Origin of the sequence: Archangium sp., from assembly GCF_045802675.1 — a bacterium.
Lineage (GTDB): Bacteria > Myxococcota > Myxococcia > Myxococcales > Myxococcaceae > Archangium.
Window position 1 is genome coordinate 52,737 of the sequence record NZ_JBJMQO010000109.1, and the last position, 17,161, is coordinate 69,897.

A 17,161-nucleotide genomic window follows, 5' to 3' on the forward strand; every position below is an offset into this window, starting at 1 on the left:
GGAACGACGGACTAACCCTTGACGCTGCCGGCGGTGAGGCCGGACACGAGGTACTTCTGCAAGAAGAGGAAGAGGATGACGACGGGCACGGAGACGATGATGGAGCCGGCCGCGAAGTAGCCCCACTGCTGGGAGAAGCCGCCCACGAAGAAGCGCAGGCCCACGGGCGCGGTGTACATCGCCTCCTGATCCATGAAGGTCGCCGCGAGGACGAACTCGTTCCACGCCGTCATGAAGGAGAAGAGCGCCGTCACCGCCACCGCCGGCTTGGCCAGCGGCAGGATGATGGTCCAGAAGATCTTCCCCACGGAAGCCCCCTCGATGAGCGCGGCCTCCTCCAGGTCCTTCGGGATGGTGTCGAAGTAGCCCTTGAGCATCCACACGCTGAAGGGGATGGAGGTGGTGGCGTAGACGATCATCAGGCCCAGGCGCGAGCTGCCCAGGCCCAGCCACTGCACGAGGATGATGTAGAGCGGAATGAGCATCAGCGTGCCCGGGAACATCTGGGACACGAGGAAGGCCATCATGCCGGTGCGCTGGCCGGTGAACTTGAAGCGGCTGAAGGCGTAGGCGGCGGTGCAGGCCAGGAACACGCCCACCACGGTGGTGCCCAGGGCGATGATGGCGCTGTTGAGCATCCACTGGCCGAAGGGCTGATCCGTCATCACCGAGCTGAAGTTGGAGAGCGACAGCGTCTCGGGCCACGGGGCCACGGCGCGGACGCGGTCCATCATCGTCGGGGACTCGGGGAGCGTGGTGATGGCCAGGCTCTGCTTGCCCGAGAAGGCGATCGTGACGACCCAGAGGATGGGGTAGAGGGTGAAGAGGGTGAAAGCCACCAGCACCAGGTGCAGCGGCCAGTGGAGCACCCCATCGCGGCGCGAGAACATCAGGCGGCCTCCGTGGCGCGGGACATGCGGTTCTGCACCACGCTGTAGAGCAGCAGGATGCCGAAGATGACGGTGGAATACGCCGCCGCGTACCCGTAGCGGTAGCGCTGGAAGGCGTATTTGTAGGCCTGGGTGATGAGGATTTCCGTCGAGTTGCTCGGCTCGCCCTCGGTGACCAGGAAGATGACGTTGAACTGATTGAAGGTCCAGACCACCGACAGGATGACGGCCGGCACGAGCGCGGGCTTGAGCGCGGGCAGCGTAATGGCGGTGAACTGCTGCCAGCGCGTGGCGCCGTCCACGCGGGCGGCCTCGTAGAGCTCGACGGGGATGGAGGTGAGCGCGCCGAGCGACACCACCATCATGAAGGGGAAGCTCAACCAGCCGTTGGTGGCCAGCACCGTGAAGAAGGAGGTGACGGGCGTCTCGAACCAGGAGAGGCCCTGGCCGCCGAACATGCGGATGACGTGGTTCACCACGCCGAACTGCTGGTGGAACATGCCCTTCCAGATGAGGGCGGTGATGTAGTTGGGCATGGCCCACGGCAGGATGAGCAGCACGCGGTACACCGGGCGCAGCGCCAGCCCCTGCACGTTGAGGATGAGGGCGAGCACCAGGCCCACCGTCACGCCGATGGTGACGTTGGTCACCGTCCACACGATGGTGAAGAAGAGCGTGTAGTAGAAGTTGAGGTAGTTGAAGACGATGGAGCCGTCCTGCGCGCGTTTGGCGATGTTGAAGTCGCCGAGAATCTCCGCGTAGTTGCGCAGGCCCACCCAGATGTCCGACAGCGGCTGCCCCGTGTTGTAGAGGTTGGAGTCGGTGAAGGAGAGGGTGATGCCGTAGAAGAACGGGAAGAAGACGAGCACCACCATGCCCACCATGGCGGGGGCGATGTAGAGGTAGGCGGTGCGGTTCTCCACCACCGTCGCCACGGTGCGGGCCAGGCCGCCCAGGCCGATGAAGAGCAGGAAGGCGAGCGCCGCGACGCCCAGGCCACCGAAGGCGCGGTTGGCGCCCGAGCGCAGCTCGTCGATGCGAGAGGCCACGGCCGCCTCGTTCACCTCACCCGCGGGGGTGACGAGCCCGAGCGGGCGGCGGAACGCATCCGCGTCCCAATTGCCCGGCTGCAGCGCGGGCTCCGCGGCGAGCTGACGCTCGGCCATGACGGCCCGCGCCCGCTGCGACATGGCCTTCACCTGTCCGGCCACGAGCGCCTGCGTGCCGCTCAGCTCGGAGCGCAGCAGGCCCAGCGAGTAGCTCGCGTAGCCGCTCAAACCCACGCCGAGCGCCACCACCGCCACGACGACGAGCAGCACCTGGCGGCGCAGCACGAAGGACGCGGCCGCGGTCACCGCCAGCGGCACCAGCAGCCACAGCAGCAGCGGACCCATGTCGGGCTTCAGCGGCGCGGGCGGCATGGCGATGGCCAGCTCCACCATCCCCACCACCGAGCCCTCCACCTCCACCGGCGCGCTCAGCAGACGCCCACCGTTGGGGAGCGCCTCGGTCTCCACCTCCAGCTTGCGGGCGGTGCCCTCCTCGCGGTTGGTCTCCACCGCGGCGCGCATCCGCTGGCCGCGGTCATAGAGGGGCTTCTCCTCGCGCGACAGCCGGCGCGGGGCCGCCTTGTCCCCCTGGTCCTCGGGGAAGGTGGAGGCCTCGAGCTGGATGCCCGAGAAGGCGATGACGCGCACCGCGCTCCCGGCAGGGAGCTGCTCCTTCCAGGTGGACACCACGGCGCGCACGGAGTCCCCCGAGCCGCCCGCGCGCTGGACGAGGTCCTCCAGCGCACGCAGGGACACGAGGGCCTGACGATCGGCGCGCTCGGTGGAGACGCTCTCCAGGGTGCGCGACAGCAGCCCCTGGGCGAGCAGCAGCGAGGCGCCGAGCGCGAGCAACAGCCCCACGAGCACCCGCCCGCGGCGCAGAGCACCGGGGCCCCGGGTGCCCGGGGACTGGTCCGGGCCAGAGAGGGCTTCGGTGGAACCGCGCTCGTCGAGCGGGTGGCCGGCGGTGCCTCGTGGATCGCCGGTACGCTTGGGGGCCGTGTTGCTCACGCGGTGCCTCTCACTTCTTACGCAGACCGGCGACGTCCTTGGCGACGGCCTTCTGGGCGACGTCGAGGGCGGCCTTGGGGGTGGAAGCCTTCTTGAGGATGGAGTTCATCGCCGAGGTGGCGGGCGACCAGACCATCGTCATCTCCGGCACGTTGGGCATGGGCACGGCGACCTCGACCTGGTCGCGGAAGGCCTTGAGCTGCGCGTCGGCCTTCACCTTGGCGTCGGCGTACACGGACTGGTTGGCCGGACTCTGGCGGCCCTCCAGCGCGAGCACCTTGGCGGCCTCATCGCCGGTGAGGAACTTCGCCACTTCGAAGGCGGCGTCCTTGTTCTTCGAGGGAGCGGAGACGTACACGCCCTCCACGGTCATCCACGGACGCATGGGCTTGCCGCCGGCCTCGTCCAGGGTGGGCAGCGGCGCCAGGCCGTAGTCCACGCCCTTGGCGATTTCCCCGAGGAACCAGGGGCCGGAGAACACCATGGCGGCCTTGCCCTCGTTGAAGAGCGAGGTGATGAGGGCGCTGGAGGGCTCGGCGGGCATGATGCCGTCCTTCTCGGCCCACTTCATCATCTGCTCCACGGACTTCACGTTCTGCGGCGAGTTGAGGGTGGGCGTGGTGCCGGGGCCGAACACGCCGCCGCCGAAGCCGTTCATCAGGGCCGCGTGGTAGTAGAAGTCGCCGTACGAGTACGCCAGACCGAAGCGGCCGGCCTTCTTGTCGGTGAGCTTCTTGGCGATGGTGACCAGCTCGCCGCTCGTCTTGGGCGGCACCGGCACGAGCTTCTTGTTGTAGATGAGCGTGATGACCTTGTAGTCGAGCGGCAGGCCGTAGACGGTGCCGCGGTAGGTCATCGCCTCCATCGTGGTGGGGATGAAGCGCTTGCGGAGCGCGTCATCCAGGTAGAAGTCGATGGGCTCCACGGTGTTGCCGGCCTCGATCCACCCCCCCAGGCGGTCCTGGGCGAAGATGAAGAGGTCCGGGCCCTTGCCGCGCGGCACGGTGGCGGAAATCTTGTCCGCGTACGCGTCGTAGGGGACCGCGAGCGTGGTGACGTGGATGCCCTTGGCGGCATTGGCCGTGTTGAACTGGCCGATCACCTTCTCGAGCGCCGCCTTCTCCTCGGCGCGGTAGGCGTGCCACAGGACGAGCTCCTTCGTCTCGGCGGCGGCGGGCTTGGGGAGCAGGCCGAGGGCACACAGGCACACGGCCGCGATCATCAGTCGCAGGTTCTTCATGTCTGGGGAGCTCCTGGGAAGGGACTCGAACGGCTAGGCAGCGGACAGACGTTGCTCGGTTTCGGCGTCGAAGAGGTGCAGGGACTCCAGCTCGATGAGCACCTGCATCTTCGAGCCCATCTCGGGCGAGTGCTGGGGTGGCAGGCGGAAGACGACGGGGCTGTCGGCGAGGCGGGCGTGGACGATGACCTCGTTGCCGAGCGGCTCGACGAGCTCCACCTTCACCTCCACCGCGGCCGTCTCGCCGCGGGCGGTGGCCGTGGGCGAGATGATGTTGTCGGGACGGATGCCGACCTTGAGCTTGCGGCCGCCCTTCCCCGCCGTGAAGGCGCGCATCGTCTGGGGCACGGGCAGCTTGAAGCCCTCGCCCTCGAGCACCTCGCCGTTGGCCGAGAGCATGGCGGTGGTGAAGCTCATGGGCGGCGAGCCGATGAACTGGGCCACGAAGACGTTGGCCGGGCGCTCATACACTTCCAGCGGGGTGCCGAGCTGCTGCAGCTTGCCGTCCTTCATGACGGCGATGCGGTGGCCCATCGTCATGGCCTCGATCTGGTCGTGCGTGACGTAGACCGAGGTGACGCCCAGGCGCTGCTGGAGCTTCTTGATCTCCGAGCGCATCTGCACGCGCAGCTTGGCGTCGAGGTTGGAGAGCGGCTCGTCGAAGAGGAACACGGCCGGCTTGCGCACGATGGCGCGGCCGAGCGCCACGCGCTGACGCTGACCCCCGGAGAGCTGCTTGGGCTTGCGCTCGAGCAGGTGGGTGATGCCGAGAATCTCCGCGGCCTCGTTGACCAGGCGGTCCATCTCGGGCTTCGGCGTCTTGCGAATCTTGAGGCCGAACTCGAGGTTCTCCCGGATGGTCATGTGCGGGTAGAGCGCGTAGTTCTGGAACACCATCGCGACGTCGCGCTCCTTGGGCGGGAGCTCGTTGACGACGCGATCTCCGATGGACAGGGCGCCCCCGGTGATCTCCTCCAGGCCGGCGATCATCCGCAGCGCGGTGGACTTGCCGCAGCCGGACGGACCGACCAGCACCATGAACTCATGGTCGCGGATGTCGAGGTTGAGGCCCTCGATGACCGAGACCTCGCCGTACCGCTTGGCCACATTCTTGAAAACCACACCGGCCATTCAGGCTCTCCCCACACGGGCAGAATTCAGGTCATCCCGTTGCACGTTGGCGGACGGGTTGAAGCTCATCGCGCCCGTCCCAGGATGCGGACGGACAGGGGCTCGACGGTGACGTCCATCGTCGGAGCCGCGGTGAGGCGGCCCCCGTCGAGCAGATCTTCCGCGTCCGCGCCGCTCCAGGCCTCCGGCCAGGGGAACGAGACGGACGCCTTCTTGTCGCTGCGGTTCACCGCCACCACCACAGCGTCGCCCGACTCGGGCTCGTGGCGAAGAAAAGTGTAGACGTCTCCGTCGGTGGCGAGCCCCTTGTGGGTGCCCCGCGAGAGGGCCGGGTGCGCGCGGCGCACGGTGATGAGCTTCTGGTAGAACTGGCGCAGGGCCTCGTCGCGAGGCAGGCCGGCGCCGGGCTGCACCGCGCGCGAGCCCCAGGGCATGTCGCCGCGGTTGGCGGGCCAGTCACCGCCGGGGCGGCCCACCTCCTCGCCGTAGTAGATGACGGGGATGCCGGAGGTGGTGAGCTGGAGCGCGGCGGCGAGCCGGAAGCGCTTCGTGTCGCCCTGGAGCTGGAAGAGCGCGCCGGGCACGTCGTGCGAGGACAGGAAGTGCGAGAGGTAGTGGCCCTTGCGTACCTTGCCGCGCGAGCGCAGGTAGGCATCGAAGGCCACGGTGCGGCCGCGGCCCTGGGCCCACGCGAGCGCGCTGCCCTGGAAGCCGAAGTCGAAGCCGGCGTCCATCTCGTCGTCGACGAACCAGGGGTCGAGCGACTCGCGGTCCCCGCCCCACACCTCGCCGAGCAGGAAGAAGTCCTTGCCGAGCTCCTCGCGGGTGCGGCGGCGGTGCTCCTGCCAGAAGGGGTGGTCGACGTGCTTCACCGTGTCGAGGCGGAAGCCGTCCACGCCCGAGCGCTTGCCCCAGGCGAGCTGCGCGTCGAGGAGGTACTTCGCCACCTCGGGCAGCTCCGTCTTGAAGTCGGGCAGGCCGGACACGCAGCTCGTCAGGTCATCCTGGCCGCAGGTGCCCTTCTCCTCCGAGCGCAGCCAGCCGCGCGTCTCGGGAGCGGTGAGGTAGTGCGAGTTGTAGCCGGGGTGGTTGTAGACGACGTCCAGCAGCACGCGGATGCCGCGCTGGTGGCACGCGTCCACGAGCGCCTTGAAGTCCTGCTCGGTGCCGAAGCGTGGGTCGAGCTTCTGGAAGTCATCGGCCCAGTAGCCGTGGTAGCCCCAGTCGGGGAAGCCGGCGCCGGTGACGAAGCCGTCGATGTTCTTCACCACCGGGGTCATCCACAGCGCCGTCACGCCGAGGGAGGACAGCTCGTCGAGCTGCTCGCGCAGGCCCTCGAGGTCCCCGCCGTGGAAGGCGCCCGGGGCCTTCTTGTCCACCTGGACGTTGTTGGCGGCGTCGCCGTCGGCGAAGCGGTCCAGCACGACGAAGTAGAGGACCTCGTCGGCCCAGCGGCGCTCGGGAGCGGGAGCCGCGGCGGCGGGAGGGGGAGTGGGCGCGGGGGCCGGAGGCGACGCGCTCTTACCCACCTCCGAGGTTGCTTCCCCGGCGGGCGGCCGCTGCGAGTGAGCGCAAGCCGTCAACGTCAGGGGGAACAGCAACAGTGAAGTGGCGAGAAGATGACGACTATTCGCGCGTCTGGCCGGAAGGCGACAAGGCGACGAATCAACCATTGCGCGGGACTTTTCCACACCCGCTTTGGAAAGTGAACCCTCCCACTCCAGATGTTGGGGAACGGACGTGAATCCGGGAGGTTGACTGGTTTTTTTCACGTGAAGGGCGCGCACGCGCGCACCCCCAGCATGGAACGCCCGTGGGAACGCGGGTTGACGCAATGTGACAACACATTGCGTCAATCCCTGGCGTTAGCGACGGCCCACCGCGTCAGGGGACGGTGTTGGTCCGGTCCGGCACCTGGAGGGGGTCCGCCTTGCCCACGTCCTTCACGACGACGATGTCGCGGGCAATCATCTCCGTGTCCTGGTTGGCGAAGGAGGCGCGCACGGTGGAGCCCGGCGCGAGGAACTCGCGGCCAGTCTGCTTACCCCCCTGGTAGTAGCGCGTCTGCTCGGTGATGCGCAGGTAGCGCGTCTTGCCGTCCTTGTCCTCGATGACGAGCACGTCCGAGTACTCGGCGGTGACGGTGCCCTTGAGGGAGAAGCCGCGCTCGAACGACCAGGGATTCTTCGCGATGTTGCCCTCGCTGCCCGAGCCGCTGCGCATCGCCACCGTGCTGTCCGTGCGGCAGCCCGCGAGCACCACCGCGCCCCACAACGCGCCCCAGATGAGTCTCCGCATGCCCGCCTCCCCGGGGCGAGATGCCGCCCCCCACGCTGGGTGAAGGTGAAGCCGGGATGAAGGGGTCGCAACGGTCCCCAGGACGGGCTGGCTGCCCGGTTGCTCCAAGGGGTTGCTCCAGGGGACGCGGACGCCGAAGCGGACGTCAGCTCAGACGCCGAGCCGGGCCAGCAGTGCCCGGGAGCTCTCGCGCTCGAGCACCAGCAGCACTTGGCCGGACACCGCGGGCGCGCCCACCGAGGAGAAGCGCGTCTCGAGCACCACCACGCGGTCATCGCCCTGGGCTTCCTTCACGACACCGGCGACCACGGCGCCGGCCGCGCCGCGCACGAGCACCGGCACGGAGGGCAGCAGCCTCCAGCCCGTCAGCGTGCCGATGGCCGACAGGCACGCGCTGGCCACGATGTTGGCGGTCTCCGACAGCGCGCTCTCCCGCTCCTCCAGGGGCGCGTCGTGCCGCCGCAGCAGCAGCGCCTCGAGCGCCGTGCTGTCCTCTTGGGGCAGCACCAGCAGCAGCACGCCCTGGAGTTGGCCCTGCATGCCCAGCCTGGCGGCCACGACGGGCGCGTCGCTCCCGCCCAGCAGCCCGGCCAGCTCCGAGGCCGCAGCCAGTACCGCGCGCGGCACGGAGAGATTCACCGTGCGGCCACCCACCAGCCGCGCGAGCGCGCTCACCGCGTGCCCGCAGCCGATGTTGGCCACCTCGCGAAGGGCGTCCAGCTGAATGTCGCTCGGTTGAGGGCTCACGCGGACAGTAACCTCGGCACGTCCAGGATGAAGACCGGGCGGCCACTTCCCAGGATGGTCACCCCTGAGAGGCCCGGTAGCAAGTCCAAGGGCCGGGACAGCGGCTTGAGCACCGCTTCCTCCTGCCCCACCAATCGGTCCACCGCGAGCGCGACCCGTCCCGCGTCCCCTTCCATCACCACGAAGGGCCGCACGCCCTTGCGCGGAGGCGCCTCGACGCCCACCAGCTCGTCCAGCGCGTATACCGGCAGCAGCCCCTGGCCGTGGGGCAGCAGCGGCATCTCCCGGCTGCGCTCCAGCGTCTCGCTGTCGGCCTCCATCGCGCCCACCACCTTGGCGATGGGCAGGCCGAACACTTCGTCCCCCACCGCCACCAGCAGCAGGTGCACCACCGCCACCGTCAGCGGCAGCCGCAGGGTGAAGCGTGTGCCGCGGCCCAGCTCGCTCTCGATTTCGAGCGTCCCGCCCACGTTCTCCACCACCCGCTTCACCGCGTCCATGCCGACGCCGCGGCCGGAAATCTCGGAGACGTCCTTCGCGGTGGACACGCCCGGCAGGCACGCGAGCAGGAAGGCCTCGCGGTCCGTCATCCGCGCCGCGGCCTCCGCGCTGATGGCGCCGCGGGCCACCGCCGCCGCCTTGAGCTTCGCCGCGTCCATGCCGCGGCCGTCGTCCTCCATCTCCACCACCACCCGGTCGCGCGCGCGCCGCACCGACACCAGCACGCGCCCGCGAGGGCCCTTGCCCGCCGCCGCCCGCTCCTCGGGCGACTCCAGACCGTGGTCGATGCAGTTGCGCAGCAGGTGCAGCAGCGGGTCCGCCAGCTCGTCGAGGATGGCGCGGTCGAGCTCGATCTCCGCACCGGTAATCACGAGGTCCACCTCGCGCTCGCGGCGCCGGGCGATGTCGCGCGCCGCGCGGGGCAGGCGGTCCGTGATGAGCGACAGCGGCGTCATGCGCGCGCTCATCACCTTGTCGTGCAGGTCCTTCACCAGGGCCTGCAGCCGGTAGACGCCCTCCTCGATGGGCGGGCGCGAGCTCTCCGGCAGCACCTTGCCCAGCTCGCGCAGACGGGCGGTGGCCAGCAGCAGCTCGCCCACGGTGTCGAGGAAGTAGTCCAGCAGCTCCGTGCGCACGCGCACCGTGCGCGTGGCGTCCGTCCCCGCGGAAGTGGACCGGGGAGCCTCGGCCAGGGCCGGGCCGCCGGTGGGCGCCAGGGCGGGCGCGGGAGGGGGCGCCGCCACGGCCTGCTTCAGCGAGACGAGCTCCACCTCGGCGATATTGCGCAGCGCCTTGCGGATGCCCTCGTCGCTCTCGGCCGTCTCCAGCTCGAGCTGGATGTGGCCCTCGGGGATGCGGCCGGCCTTGAGGTCCTCCAGGGGCGGCTGCAGGTCGTGCAGCGTGCCCAGGCCCGTCAGCCGCTTGTGCACGAGGAAGGCGCGCACGCCCGGCGTCTGGCACGTGGGGGCGATGCGCAGCCGCAGGGCCCAGCGCACCGGCGCCGCCGCTTCCGGCTTCGCCTCTTCCACCTGCGGCGAGGACACCACGGCGGCGACCCTCGCGGCGAGCTGCTGCGTCGCGGGCGCGGGGTCGGCGGCCGGCATCACCGCGGCCACGCGGACCTCGGCCCCGGGAGCGGGCGCGCTGGGCGCCTCGGCCACGGCGGCCTGGGCCACGGGAGCGGCCACGGCGGCCTGGGCCACGGGAGCGGGCACGGCGGCGGCGACGGAGGCGGCCACGGCCGGCGCGGGCGCATCCGGCGCGGGCGTGGTGGAGACGCGGCCCAGCACGCGCGTGGCACCAGGGGTGCGGCCGGTGAGCACGCACACGCGGTCGGCGAGCTGTCCGAGCAGGGCCGAGGCGTCATCCGGCGGCTTGCTGTCCGCCACGGAGCGCACCTGGGCCATCATCACGTCGGTGGCGGACAGGAGCAGGTCCACGAGGCCGCGCTCCAGGCGGCTGGGGTCCTGGCGGATGGCGTCCACCAGGTCTTCCACGCGGTGGGCCAGCACGGCGATGGGCTCGAAGCCCATGGACGAGGCCATGCCCTTCACCGAGTGGGCGTGGCGGAACATGGAGTCCACCACGGCGGGGGCGCCCTCGCGCTCCAACTGCACGAGGTCCCTCCCCAGCCCCTCCAGGTGCTCGCTCGCCTCGGTCAGGAACAGACCGAGGTAGCGGGACATGTCCATCGTCATGTCCGGCCTCGGACGCGTGTCGGGGAGGGGCTCAGCCCTCGCCCAACACCTTCTTGACGACGGCCAGCACGTCTTCGGCGCGGAACGGCTTGACGATGAAGTCCGAGGCTCCCGCCTCGATGGCCTCCATCACCAGGCTCTCCTGTCCCAGCGCCGAGCACATGATGACCACCGCGTTGGCGTCGTACTTGATGATCTCCCGCGTGGCCTCGATGCCGCTCTTGAACGGCATGACGATGTCCATCGTCGTGAGATCCGGCTTGAGTTCCTTGTACTTCTCCACGGCCTCCAATCCATTGGCCGCCTCGCCGACGACCTCGAAGCCGCCGGACGCGAAGATGTCCTTGATCATGTTGCGCATGAAGATGGCATCGTCGACGACCAGCACCCGCTTAGCCATTTGAAGCTCCGCCTCCGCTCAAGGCCCCGAGAGGGCCGCGGACACTACCATCCGCCCATTTCTGGCGGCTACTCACTTCTGTTGTCCCGCGGTGAAGAGTCCAACCACCGCGGAATCCAGCCCTTCTGGATCCAACACCGTCACGGCCAGGCCCTTCAACCGGGCCACCCCGCGAACCGCCGGAATGGCCTTGCCCGGAGCCGTGCTCACCCGCTCCACCGCCTCGATTCCATCCACATCCGTCACCAACAGGCCCAGGTCCTTGCGCCCCCGCTCCAACAGCACCACCCGGCCCTGCGGCGTGGGCCCATCCGGCAGGCCCAACAACTGTCGCAACTCCACCACCGTCACCACCCGTCCCCGGAGGTTCATCACCCCCTTCACCGCCGCGGGCGCCCGAGGCACCCGCGTGAACCGCTCCGGAGGCACCACCACCTCCTTCACCGCCGCCAGTGGCAGGCCGTACCGCTCCTTCTCCACCCGGAAGATGACATGCCGCACGGTGTAGACCTTCTATCAGCAGGCCACGGGTTCAGGGAAATCGATCACAACGGGCAACCGCACGATCCCCACCCCGCCAGGGGGGATTGGAAACACTCAGGCGTTCAGCCGGAAGCTGCGCACCACGCTCTGCAGCTCGATGGAGAGGTTGGTCAGCTCGCTGGCCAGGGAGGTCATCCGCACCATGGCGTCCGACTGGTCCTGGATGACGGCCTGGATGGCCTCGGTGGAGGAGGCGTTGTTCTTGGCGACGAGGGAAATCTCCTCGGTGGCCTTCACCATCTCCTCGCTGCCCTTGAGCTGCTCGCGGGCGCTGTCGGAGATGAGGTGGACCTTCTCGGCCACCTTGCGCACCGTGTCGGTGATGGCGCCCATGGAGCGCACGATGCCGGTGAGGTCCTCGCGGCCCTCGGCCAGTTCCTCGATGCCCTCCTTCATGGCGCTCACCACCGCCGTGGACTGGCCGGAGATGTCGCGCGCCAGCCGGGAAATCTGTTCGGCGGAGCGGCCCGCGCTCTCGGCCAGCTTGCGCACCTCGTCGGCCACCACCGCGAAGCCGCGGCCGTACTCGCCCGCGCGCGCCGCCTCGATGGTGGCGTTGAGCGCCAGCAGGTTCGTCTGCTGCGCCACCTGGGTGATGGCGTCGACGATTTTGGAAATCTCCTGCGTCTTCTCGCCGAAGGCGAACACCTGCTGGCTCGCCGCTTCAATCCGGTTGAAGACCTTCTTCACCTTCTCGCCGGCCAGCAGCGCCGCCTTGGAGCCGTTCTCGGCCGCGCTGCTCGTCTCGGCGGCGGTGCGGGCCGCGTCCTCGGCGCTCGCCGCGGTGCGCTGGATGCTGCCCGCCATCTCGGTAATCACCTTGGACGTCTTGCCGACGAGCTGCGACTGCGTCTCCGCGCCCTGGGCGATCTTGTCCATGGACAAGCCGACTTCCTCATTGGTCGCGTTGACGTTCTCCGCCGAGCCCTGCAGGTCCTTGGCCGTGTCGGCCACGCTCTTGGCGGTGTCCTGGATCTTGCCCACCAGGTCGCGCAGGTTCTCCTGCATGCGGCGGATGGCCATGGCCAGCTCGTCGATCTCATCGCGGCGCAGGGCGCGAGGCGGCTCGACGAGCAGCGGCTTGGACAGGTCGCCCTGGGAGATTTCGAAGGCCGAGCGCGAGAGCACCCGGACACGCGTCACGCGCGCCAGGTAGCGCGGCAGCGTGACGGAGAGCGCCACGCTGATGAACACGCCGATGCCGATGCGGCCCCAGAACCAGCTTGGCCCCAGCGGCTCGGTGGCCATGAGCGCGCCGGTGAGCACGCCACCGAGCACGATGTAGCCACTGAAGATCTTCAGTTGCAGGGACACCTCATGCCCGCCTGTGCCGGTCTGCTCGACATTGCGCAGCAGCCGCTGCACGGGATCGCGGCGGGGGGAGAGGCCTGGGGATGAATCGTCGCGGAGAGGGCGGCGCACGGTTTCGCTTTTCCGGGGGGACAGCGACAGCAGTGGGTGGGTTTAGCCCTACCGTCCGGAACGGTCAATCCGCCCGCCTCCTCGGAAGTGGTCGAAGCCGGCGGGCAAGCGCAGGCTCCGGCCCGCTGCGTCACGAACGTGTCCGGGCGCACCCGGAGTGAGCCGGCCGATGCGCGTGACGGGCTCCTCCCCTCGGAGACAGGCCCGTTCGAAGGCCGAGGTGCGCGCAGGTGGGACGGCGAGCAGCAGCTCGTAGTCCTCGCCTCCCGCGAGTGCTCCCTCGGTCCCCAGGGTGGCTCGGACGGCACGGGAGAGGGGAAGCCGCTCGAGCTCCAGTTCGGCGCCCACGCGGGACGCGGCGCACAGGTGCCCGAGGTCCTGAGCGAGCCCGTCGGAGAGGTCCAGCCCCGCCGAGGCGTAGCGCGCGGCGAGCCGGCCCAGCTCCACCTTGGGCACGGGGCGCTTCTGACGGAGGATCGCCGCGGAGCGCCGCTGGCCCGCCAGGAGCTGCTGGAGGCCGAGCCGTGCGTCGCCCAGCGTGCCCGAGACGTACAGCACATCGCCCGGGCGGCCTCCGGCGCGGGTGAGGGGCGCGGAGCCCGGAGACAGCTCGCCCGCGGCGGTGATGGTGACGGACACCTCGCGCGCGGAGGTGAAGTTGCCGCCCACCAGCGTGATGCCGTGCGTGCGGGCCAGGGCGCTCATGCCCCTCGCGAGGCCGAGCAGCTCGCGGCGCGGGTAGTCCCGGGGCAGCGCCAGCGCGCAGACGAACCAGCGCGGCACCGCGCCCATGGACGCGAGGTCCGACAGGTTCACCGCCAGCGCCTTGTGGCCAATGTCCTCGGGCGAGTACCAGGCGCGCTTGAAGTGCACGTCCTCCACCACCGCGTCCGTGGTGATGCACTGCGCGCCCCTCGAGGGAGACAGCACCGCGCAGTCATCTCCCGGGCCCACCGGCACGCGGGCCCTCGGGAACTGCGACAGGAAGAGGTCGATGAGGGTGAATTCCCCCGCTGGCTTCTTGCTCACGGGCTCGGAGCGTAGATCCAACCCGTGGGGGCCGATACCCTCACCCCGTCCCTCTCCTTGGGGGGAGAGGGTGTTTGCTCAGAAGCGCTCGGGCTCCGTGTCCAGGTCCACCGGCGGCGGGATGAAGGCGGGCCCCTGCTGCGAGGACTGCGGCGGCTCCTTGGGCAGCACCACCCGGAAGCACGAGCCCCGGCCCACCTCGCTCGTCACCGACACCTGCCCGCCGTGCCCTTCCACGTAGCTCTTCACGATGGCCAGCCCCAGGCCCGCCCCGCCGTACTCGCGCGTGGGGCTGTCGTCCACCTGGTAGAAGCTCTGGAAGATGCGCTCGCGCTGGTCCTCCGGGATGCCCACCCCGGTGTCCTCCACCTCGATGCGGTAGCCCGGCATGCCCAGCTGCGGCTGCGCCATCAGCTCCGAGAGCCGCAGGTCCACCCGGCCGCCCGCCGGCGTGAACTTCACCGCGTTGGCCAGCAGGTTCACCACCACCTGCCGCAGCTTCTCCCGGTCCGCCACCACCTTCGGCTGCACCACCGGCGGCAGCAGCGCCTTGAGCGCCAGCCCCTTGCGCTGCGCCTGCGGCGTCACGCTGGTGATCGCGCTCTCCACCAGCTCCTGGATGTCCACCCACTCGAAGGCGAGCCGCACCTTGCCCGCCTCGATTTGACTCATGTCCAGGATGGAGGAGATGAGCTTGAGCAGCGTGTTGCCCTTGTCGATGATGGTGCGCGCGAACTGCATCTGCTCCGGGTTGAGCGAGCCCACCAGTCCCTCGGCCAGCATCTCCGAGTAGCCGATGATGGAAGACAGGGGCGTGCGCAGCTCGTGGCTCACCGTGCCCAGGAAGCTCGACTTCATCCGGTCCGCTTCCTTCAGCCGCTGGTTGAGCCGCATCAGCTGCGCGTTCTGCGCCTCCAGCTCGCGCTGCGTCTCCACCATCGCCTCGAGGTGCAGCTGCCCCGCCAGGTAGGACTTCTGCCCGGCCGCCAGCAGCGCCGCCATCACCTGGCCCACGTGCGCCAGCATCTTCATCACCTTGGACTCGGGCATGCGCCGCACGTGCATCACCAGCTCGCGCGCCCGCGCCAGGTCCAACCCCTGCACCTCGGCCAGCGAGGCCGGCAGCTCCTTCAAGTCCTCCGGCGCGAAGGGCCCGAAGACGACGCGCCCCAGCAGGTCGCCCTCCCACAGCACCGGCACCACCACGTAGCGCAGGCCGGTGAAGCACGGCTGGGTGAGCATCTCGCCGCCCAGGGGGCTCGTCCCGGCCAGCACCTGGGCGCCCTGCGTGGGGGCCAGCGGGCCCTCGTTCAACCGGGCCACCAGCGCGGCACAGCGCGAGCGGCCCTCGCCACAGCTGTTGACGAAGCCGCAGAAGTCTCCGTTGCTCCCCTTGGTGTCCGCCAGCGTGCGGCCCCGCTCGTCCAGCACGCGGATGCCCACCCGGTACAGCTCCCCGAGGCTGTCCACCACGTCGCCAAACGTGATGGGATCCAACATGTCCACCAGCGACAGCTTCTGCTGGAGCACGGAGCCCGCGTGCTCCGGCGCGCTCAGCGCGGCGCCCGGTTTGTCGGCGCTCATCGCGACTTCCCCCCGGCCGGAGGATACAGGGACTCCAGGGCCGTGCCCTTGAGCTCCATCTGCTGGAAGATGTGCGTGAGGAATTCCTTCTCCGTCAGCCCGACATTGCGCGATACCCGCATCCGCTCGTCCAGGTTGCGCCAGGCCACCTGCAGCAGCGCGTGCAGCGTCTCCATCACACCTTCTCCCCGGAGCGCCACCGCTCCCACCACCGGCTCCGCGCCCCGCTGGCGCGCCTGCTCCAGCTCCTCGTCCGTCTGCGCGTCCGGCAGATCCCGCTTGTTGAACTGGATGACCACCGGAACCTGGGAAGCGTCCAGGCCATTCTCCCGCATGTTGGACCGCAGCCTGCGCCAGTAGGCGTTGTTCTCCCCGGCCGCTCCCCGGCGGCTGTCGGCGATGAAGGCCACCCCGTCCGCGTTCTGCAGGACCACCCGGCGCGTGGCGTCGTGGACGACCTGCCCGGGCACCGTGAAGAGCTTGAGCTTCACCTTGAAGCCCGAGCTGCTGGTGAAGAACACCGGGAGCAGGTCGAAGAAGAGCGTTCGGTCTTCGTGCGTCTCCACGCTGAGCAACCGGCCACGCGCCTCGGGCCTCGCCCGAGCGTGGATACACCGCAGGTTGGTCGTCTTCCCACTCAGCCCAGGGCCGTAGTAGACGAGCTTCAGTGTGAGTTCGCGCTGGGCGTGGTTGAGTTGCACGTGCGGAGCTCAGGCTGCCGAGAGGGAAGAGGGGGAAGGGTCAGCCAACCCGCTCCAGGCGGACGGTTTTTTATAGTGAAAGGTGTTCAGCATTGAAAGCCGCCCCCTGTCGTGTCCATGTGGGACCCCCCGGATGAGGCAGGAGCGGGCGGCCTTGGAATGCCGGGGACACGTGCGCAGTTTGGATGAGTCCGGCTCCCCCCACCCGTGGGGGGAAATGTACGCCGCACCTAAGAGCGTGCGTGGGCACCGGTGAAGCGGTTAGGATCGTAGCGCAATGGAGGAGCAAGGCATGACGATGAAGCGGGTGGAACCGGGCGTGGAGGTGAGCGCTATGCCAGTGCCGGACATGGCCAACCTGCCCAACGACCTGGCGCCGGCGGTGAAGTTTTCCGCCCCGACCGACGAGGACCTGGCGTCCGTGGCCGCCCTGCGTGCCAACTCGGATCCCTGGAAGAGCCGGGGCGAGACGTTGGAAGATAGCGTGAAGTCGCTCACGGCGCTGAGGCCCTACATCCACGTGGCCAAGGTGCAGAGCCAGGTGGTGGGCTACGTGACGGTGGAGCGCGACGGCCCGGTACCGGGCGCGGCCTACATGCGCAACATCGTCGTGAAGCCGGAGCTGCGCCGGCGCGGCGTGGGCATGGCGGTGCTCAACCAGGCCCTCCAGGTCGCGCGGGACATGTTCCGCAAGACGATCGCCCTCCGGGTGGATCCGGCCAACGCGCCGGCGGTGAGCTTCTACCGCAACGCGGGCTTCACCACCGTGGCCACCGTGGTGTCCAAGAAGTCCGGCAAGCTGCGCCTCCTCATGTCGCGCGAGCTGTGACCGGTTGCTGAGAAGACGGGAAGAACGGTCACGTCCTCCAGGGCCGTGTCCTCCCGTCCCAGAATCCGCCCGGCCGGGTCCTTCACCAG

General features: G+C 69.5%; 15 protein-coding genes. 1 reads left to right on the plus strand and 14 read right to left on the minus strand.

Annotated features, from left to right (window positions below):
• Positions 1-11: 11 nt before the first annotated feature.
• The 14 genes from ACJ8AN_RS30720 to ACJ8AN_RS30785 form a co-directional block, all read right to left on the minus strand.
• Positions 12-890: a sugar ABC transporter permease gene (locus ACJ8AN_RS30720; protein WP_407759082.1), complete on the minus strand. Its 879-nt coding sequence runs from the start codon at positions 888-890 to the stop codon at positions 12-14.
• A complete protein-coding gene (locus ACJ8AN_RS30725; protein WP_407759083.1) occupies positions 890-2,950 on the minus strand; it encodes a carbohydrate ABC transporter permease in 2,061 nt (686 codons plus the stop codon). Before ACJ8AN_RS30725 ends, ACJ8AN_RS30720 begins: the two co-directional genes overlap by 1 nt.
• A gap of 10 nt (positions 2,951-2,960) precedes the next feature.
• A complete protein-coding gene (locus ACJ8AN_RS30730) occupies positions 2,961-4,190 on the minus strand; it encodes an extracellular solute-binding protein (RefSeq protein ID WP_407759084.1) in 1,230 nt (409 codons plus the stop codon).
• Positions 4,191-4,223: 33 nt separating this feature from the next.
• Positions 4,224-5,321: an ABC transporter ATP-binding protein gene (locus tag ACJ8AN_RS30735; protein ID WP_407759085.1), complete on the minus strand. Its 1,098-nt coding sequence runs from the start codon at positions 5,319-5,321 to the stop codon at positions 4,224-4,226.
• Between the two features lie 65 nt (positions 5,322-5,386).
• A complete protein-coding gene (locus ACJ8AN_RS30740) occupies positions 5,387-6,850 on the minus strand; it encodes an alpha-amylase family glycosyl hydrolase (RefSeq protein WP_407759086.1) in 1,464 nt (487 codons plus the stop codon).
• 355 nt (positions 6,851-7,205) lie between these two features.
• Positions 7,206-7,619 carry a hypothetical protein gene (locus ACJ8AN_RS30745; protein ID WP_407759087.1) on the minus strand — a complete coding sequence of 138 codons (414 nt, stop codon included), beginning with the start codon at positions 7,617-7,619 and terminating at the stop codon, positions 7,206-7,208.
• Positions 7,620-7,769: 150 nt separating this feature from the next.
• On the minus strand, positions 7,770-8,366 hold the full coding sequence (locus ACJ8AN_RS30750; RefSeq protein ID WP_407759088.1) for a chemotaxis protein CheC: 597 nt from the start codon (positions 8,364-8,366) through the stop codon (positions 7,770-7,772).
• Entirely contained in the window at positions 8,363-10,564 is a 2,202-nt protein-coding gene (locus ACJ8AN_RS30755) for a chemotaxis protein CheW (protein WP_407759089.1), read from the minus strand. The genes ACJ8AN_RS30750 and ACJ8AN_RS30755 overlap by 4 nt, the downstream gene beginning before the upstream one ends.
• Positions 10,565-10,595: 31 nt before the next feature.
• A complete protein-coding gene (locus ACJ8AN_RS30760) occupies positions 10,596-10,964 on the minus strand; it encodes a response regulator (protein WP_108067310.1) in 369 nt (122 codons plus the stop codon).
• A gap of 72 nt (positions 10,965-11,036) precedes the next feature.
• The gene (locus ACJ8AN_RS30765) at positions 11,037-11,465 is read right to left on the minus strand and encodes a chemotaxis protein CheW (protein WP_407759090.1); all 429 of its coding nucleotides are present in this window, start codon (positions 11,463-11,465) and stop codon (positions 11,037-11,039) included.
• Positions 11,466-11,561: 96 nt separating this feature from the next.
• The gene (locus ACJ8AN_RS30770) at positions 11,562-12,929 is read right to left on the minus strand and encodes a methyl-accepting chemotaxis protein (protein WP_407759091.1); all 1,368 of its coding nucleotides are present in this window, start codon (positions 12,927-12,929) and stop codon (positions 11,562-11,564) included.
• A gap of 48 nt (positions 12,930-12,977) precedes the next feature.
• On the minus strand, positions 12,978-13,958 hold the full coding sequence (thiL, locus tag ACJ8AN_RS30775) for a thiamine-phosphate kinase (RefSeq protein WP_407759092.1): 981 nt from the start codon (positions 13,956-13,958) through the stop codon (positions 12,978-12,980).
• A 78-nt stretch (positions 13,959-14,036) separates the two neighbouring features.
• Entirely contained in the window at positions 14,037-15,542 is a 1,506-nt protein-coding gene (locus ACJ8AN_RS30780) for an ATP-binding protein (protein WP_407759093.1), read from the minus strand.
• Positions 15,539-16,243: a GTP-binding protein gene (locus tag ACJ8AN_RS30785; RefSeq protein ID WP_407759094.1), complete on the minus strand. Its 705-nt coding sequence runs from the start codon at positions 16,241-16,243 to the stop codon at positions 15,539-15,541. The genes ACJ8AN_RS30780 and ACJ8AN_RS30785 overlap by 4 nt, the downstream gene beginning before the upstream one ends.
• A 292-nt stretch (positions 16,244-16,535) precedes the next feature.
• Here ACJ8AN_RS30785 and ACJ8AN_RS30790 point away from each other — a divergent pair, with 292 nt between their 5' ends.
• Positions 16,536-17,072 carry a GNAT family N-acetyltransferase gene (locus tag ACJ8AN_RS30790; RefSeq protein WP_407759095.1) on the plus strand — a complete coding sequence of 179 codons (537 nt, stop codon included), beginning with the start codon at positions 16,536-16,538 and terminating at the stop codon, positions 17,070-17,072.
• The last annotated feature ends 89 nt before the right edge of the window (positions 17,073-17,161 follow it).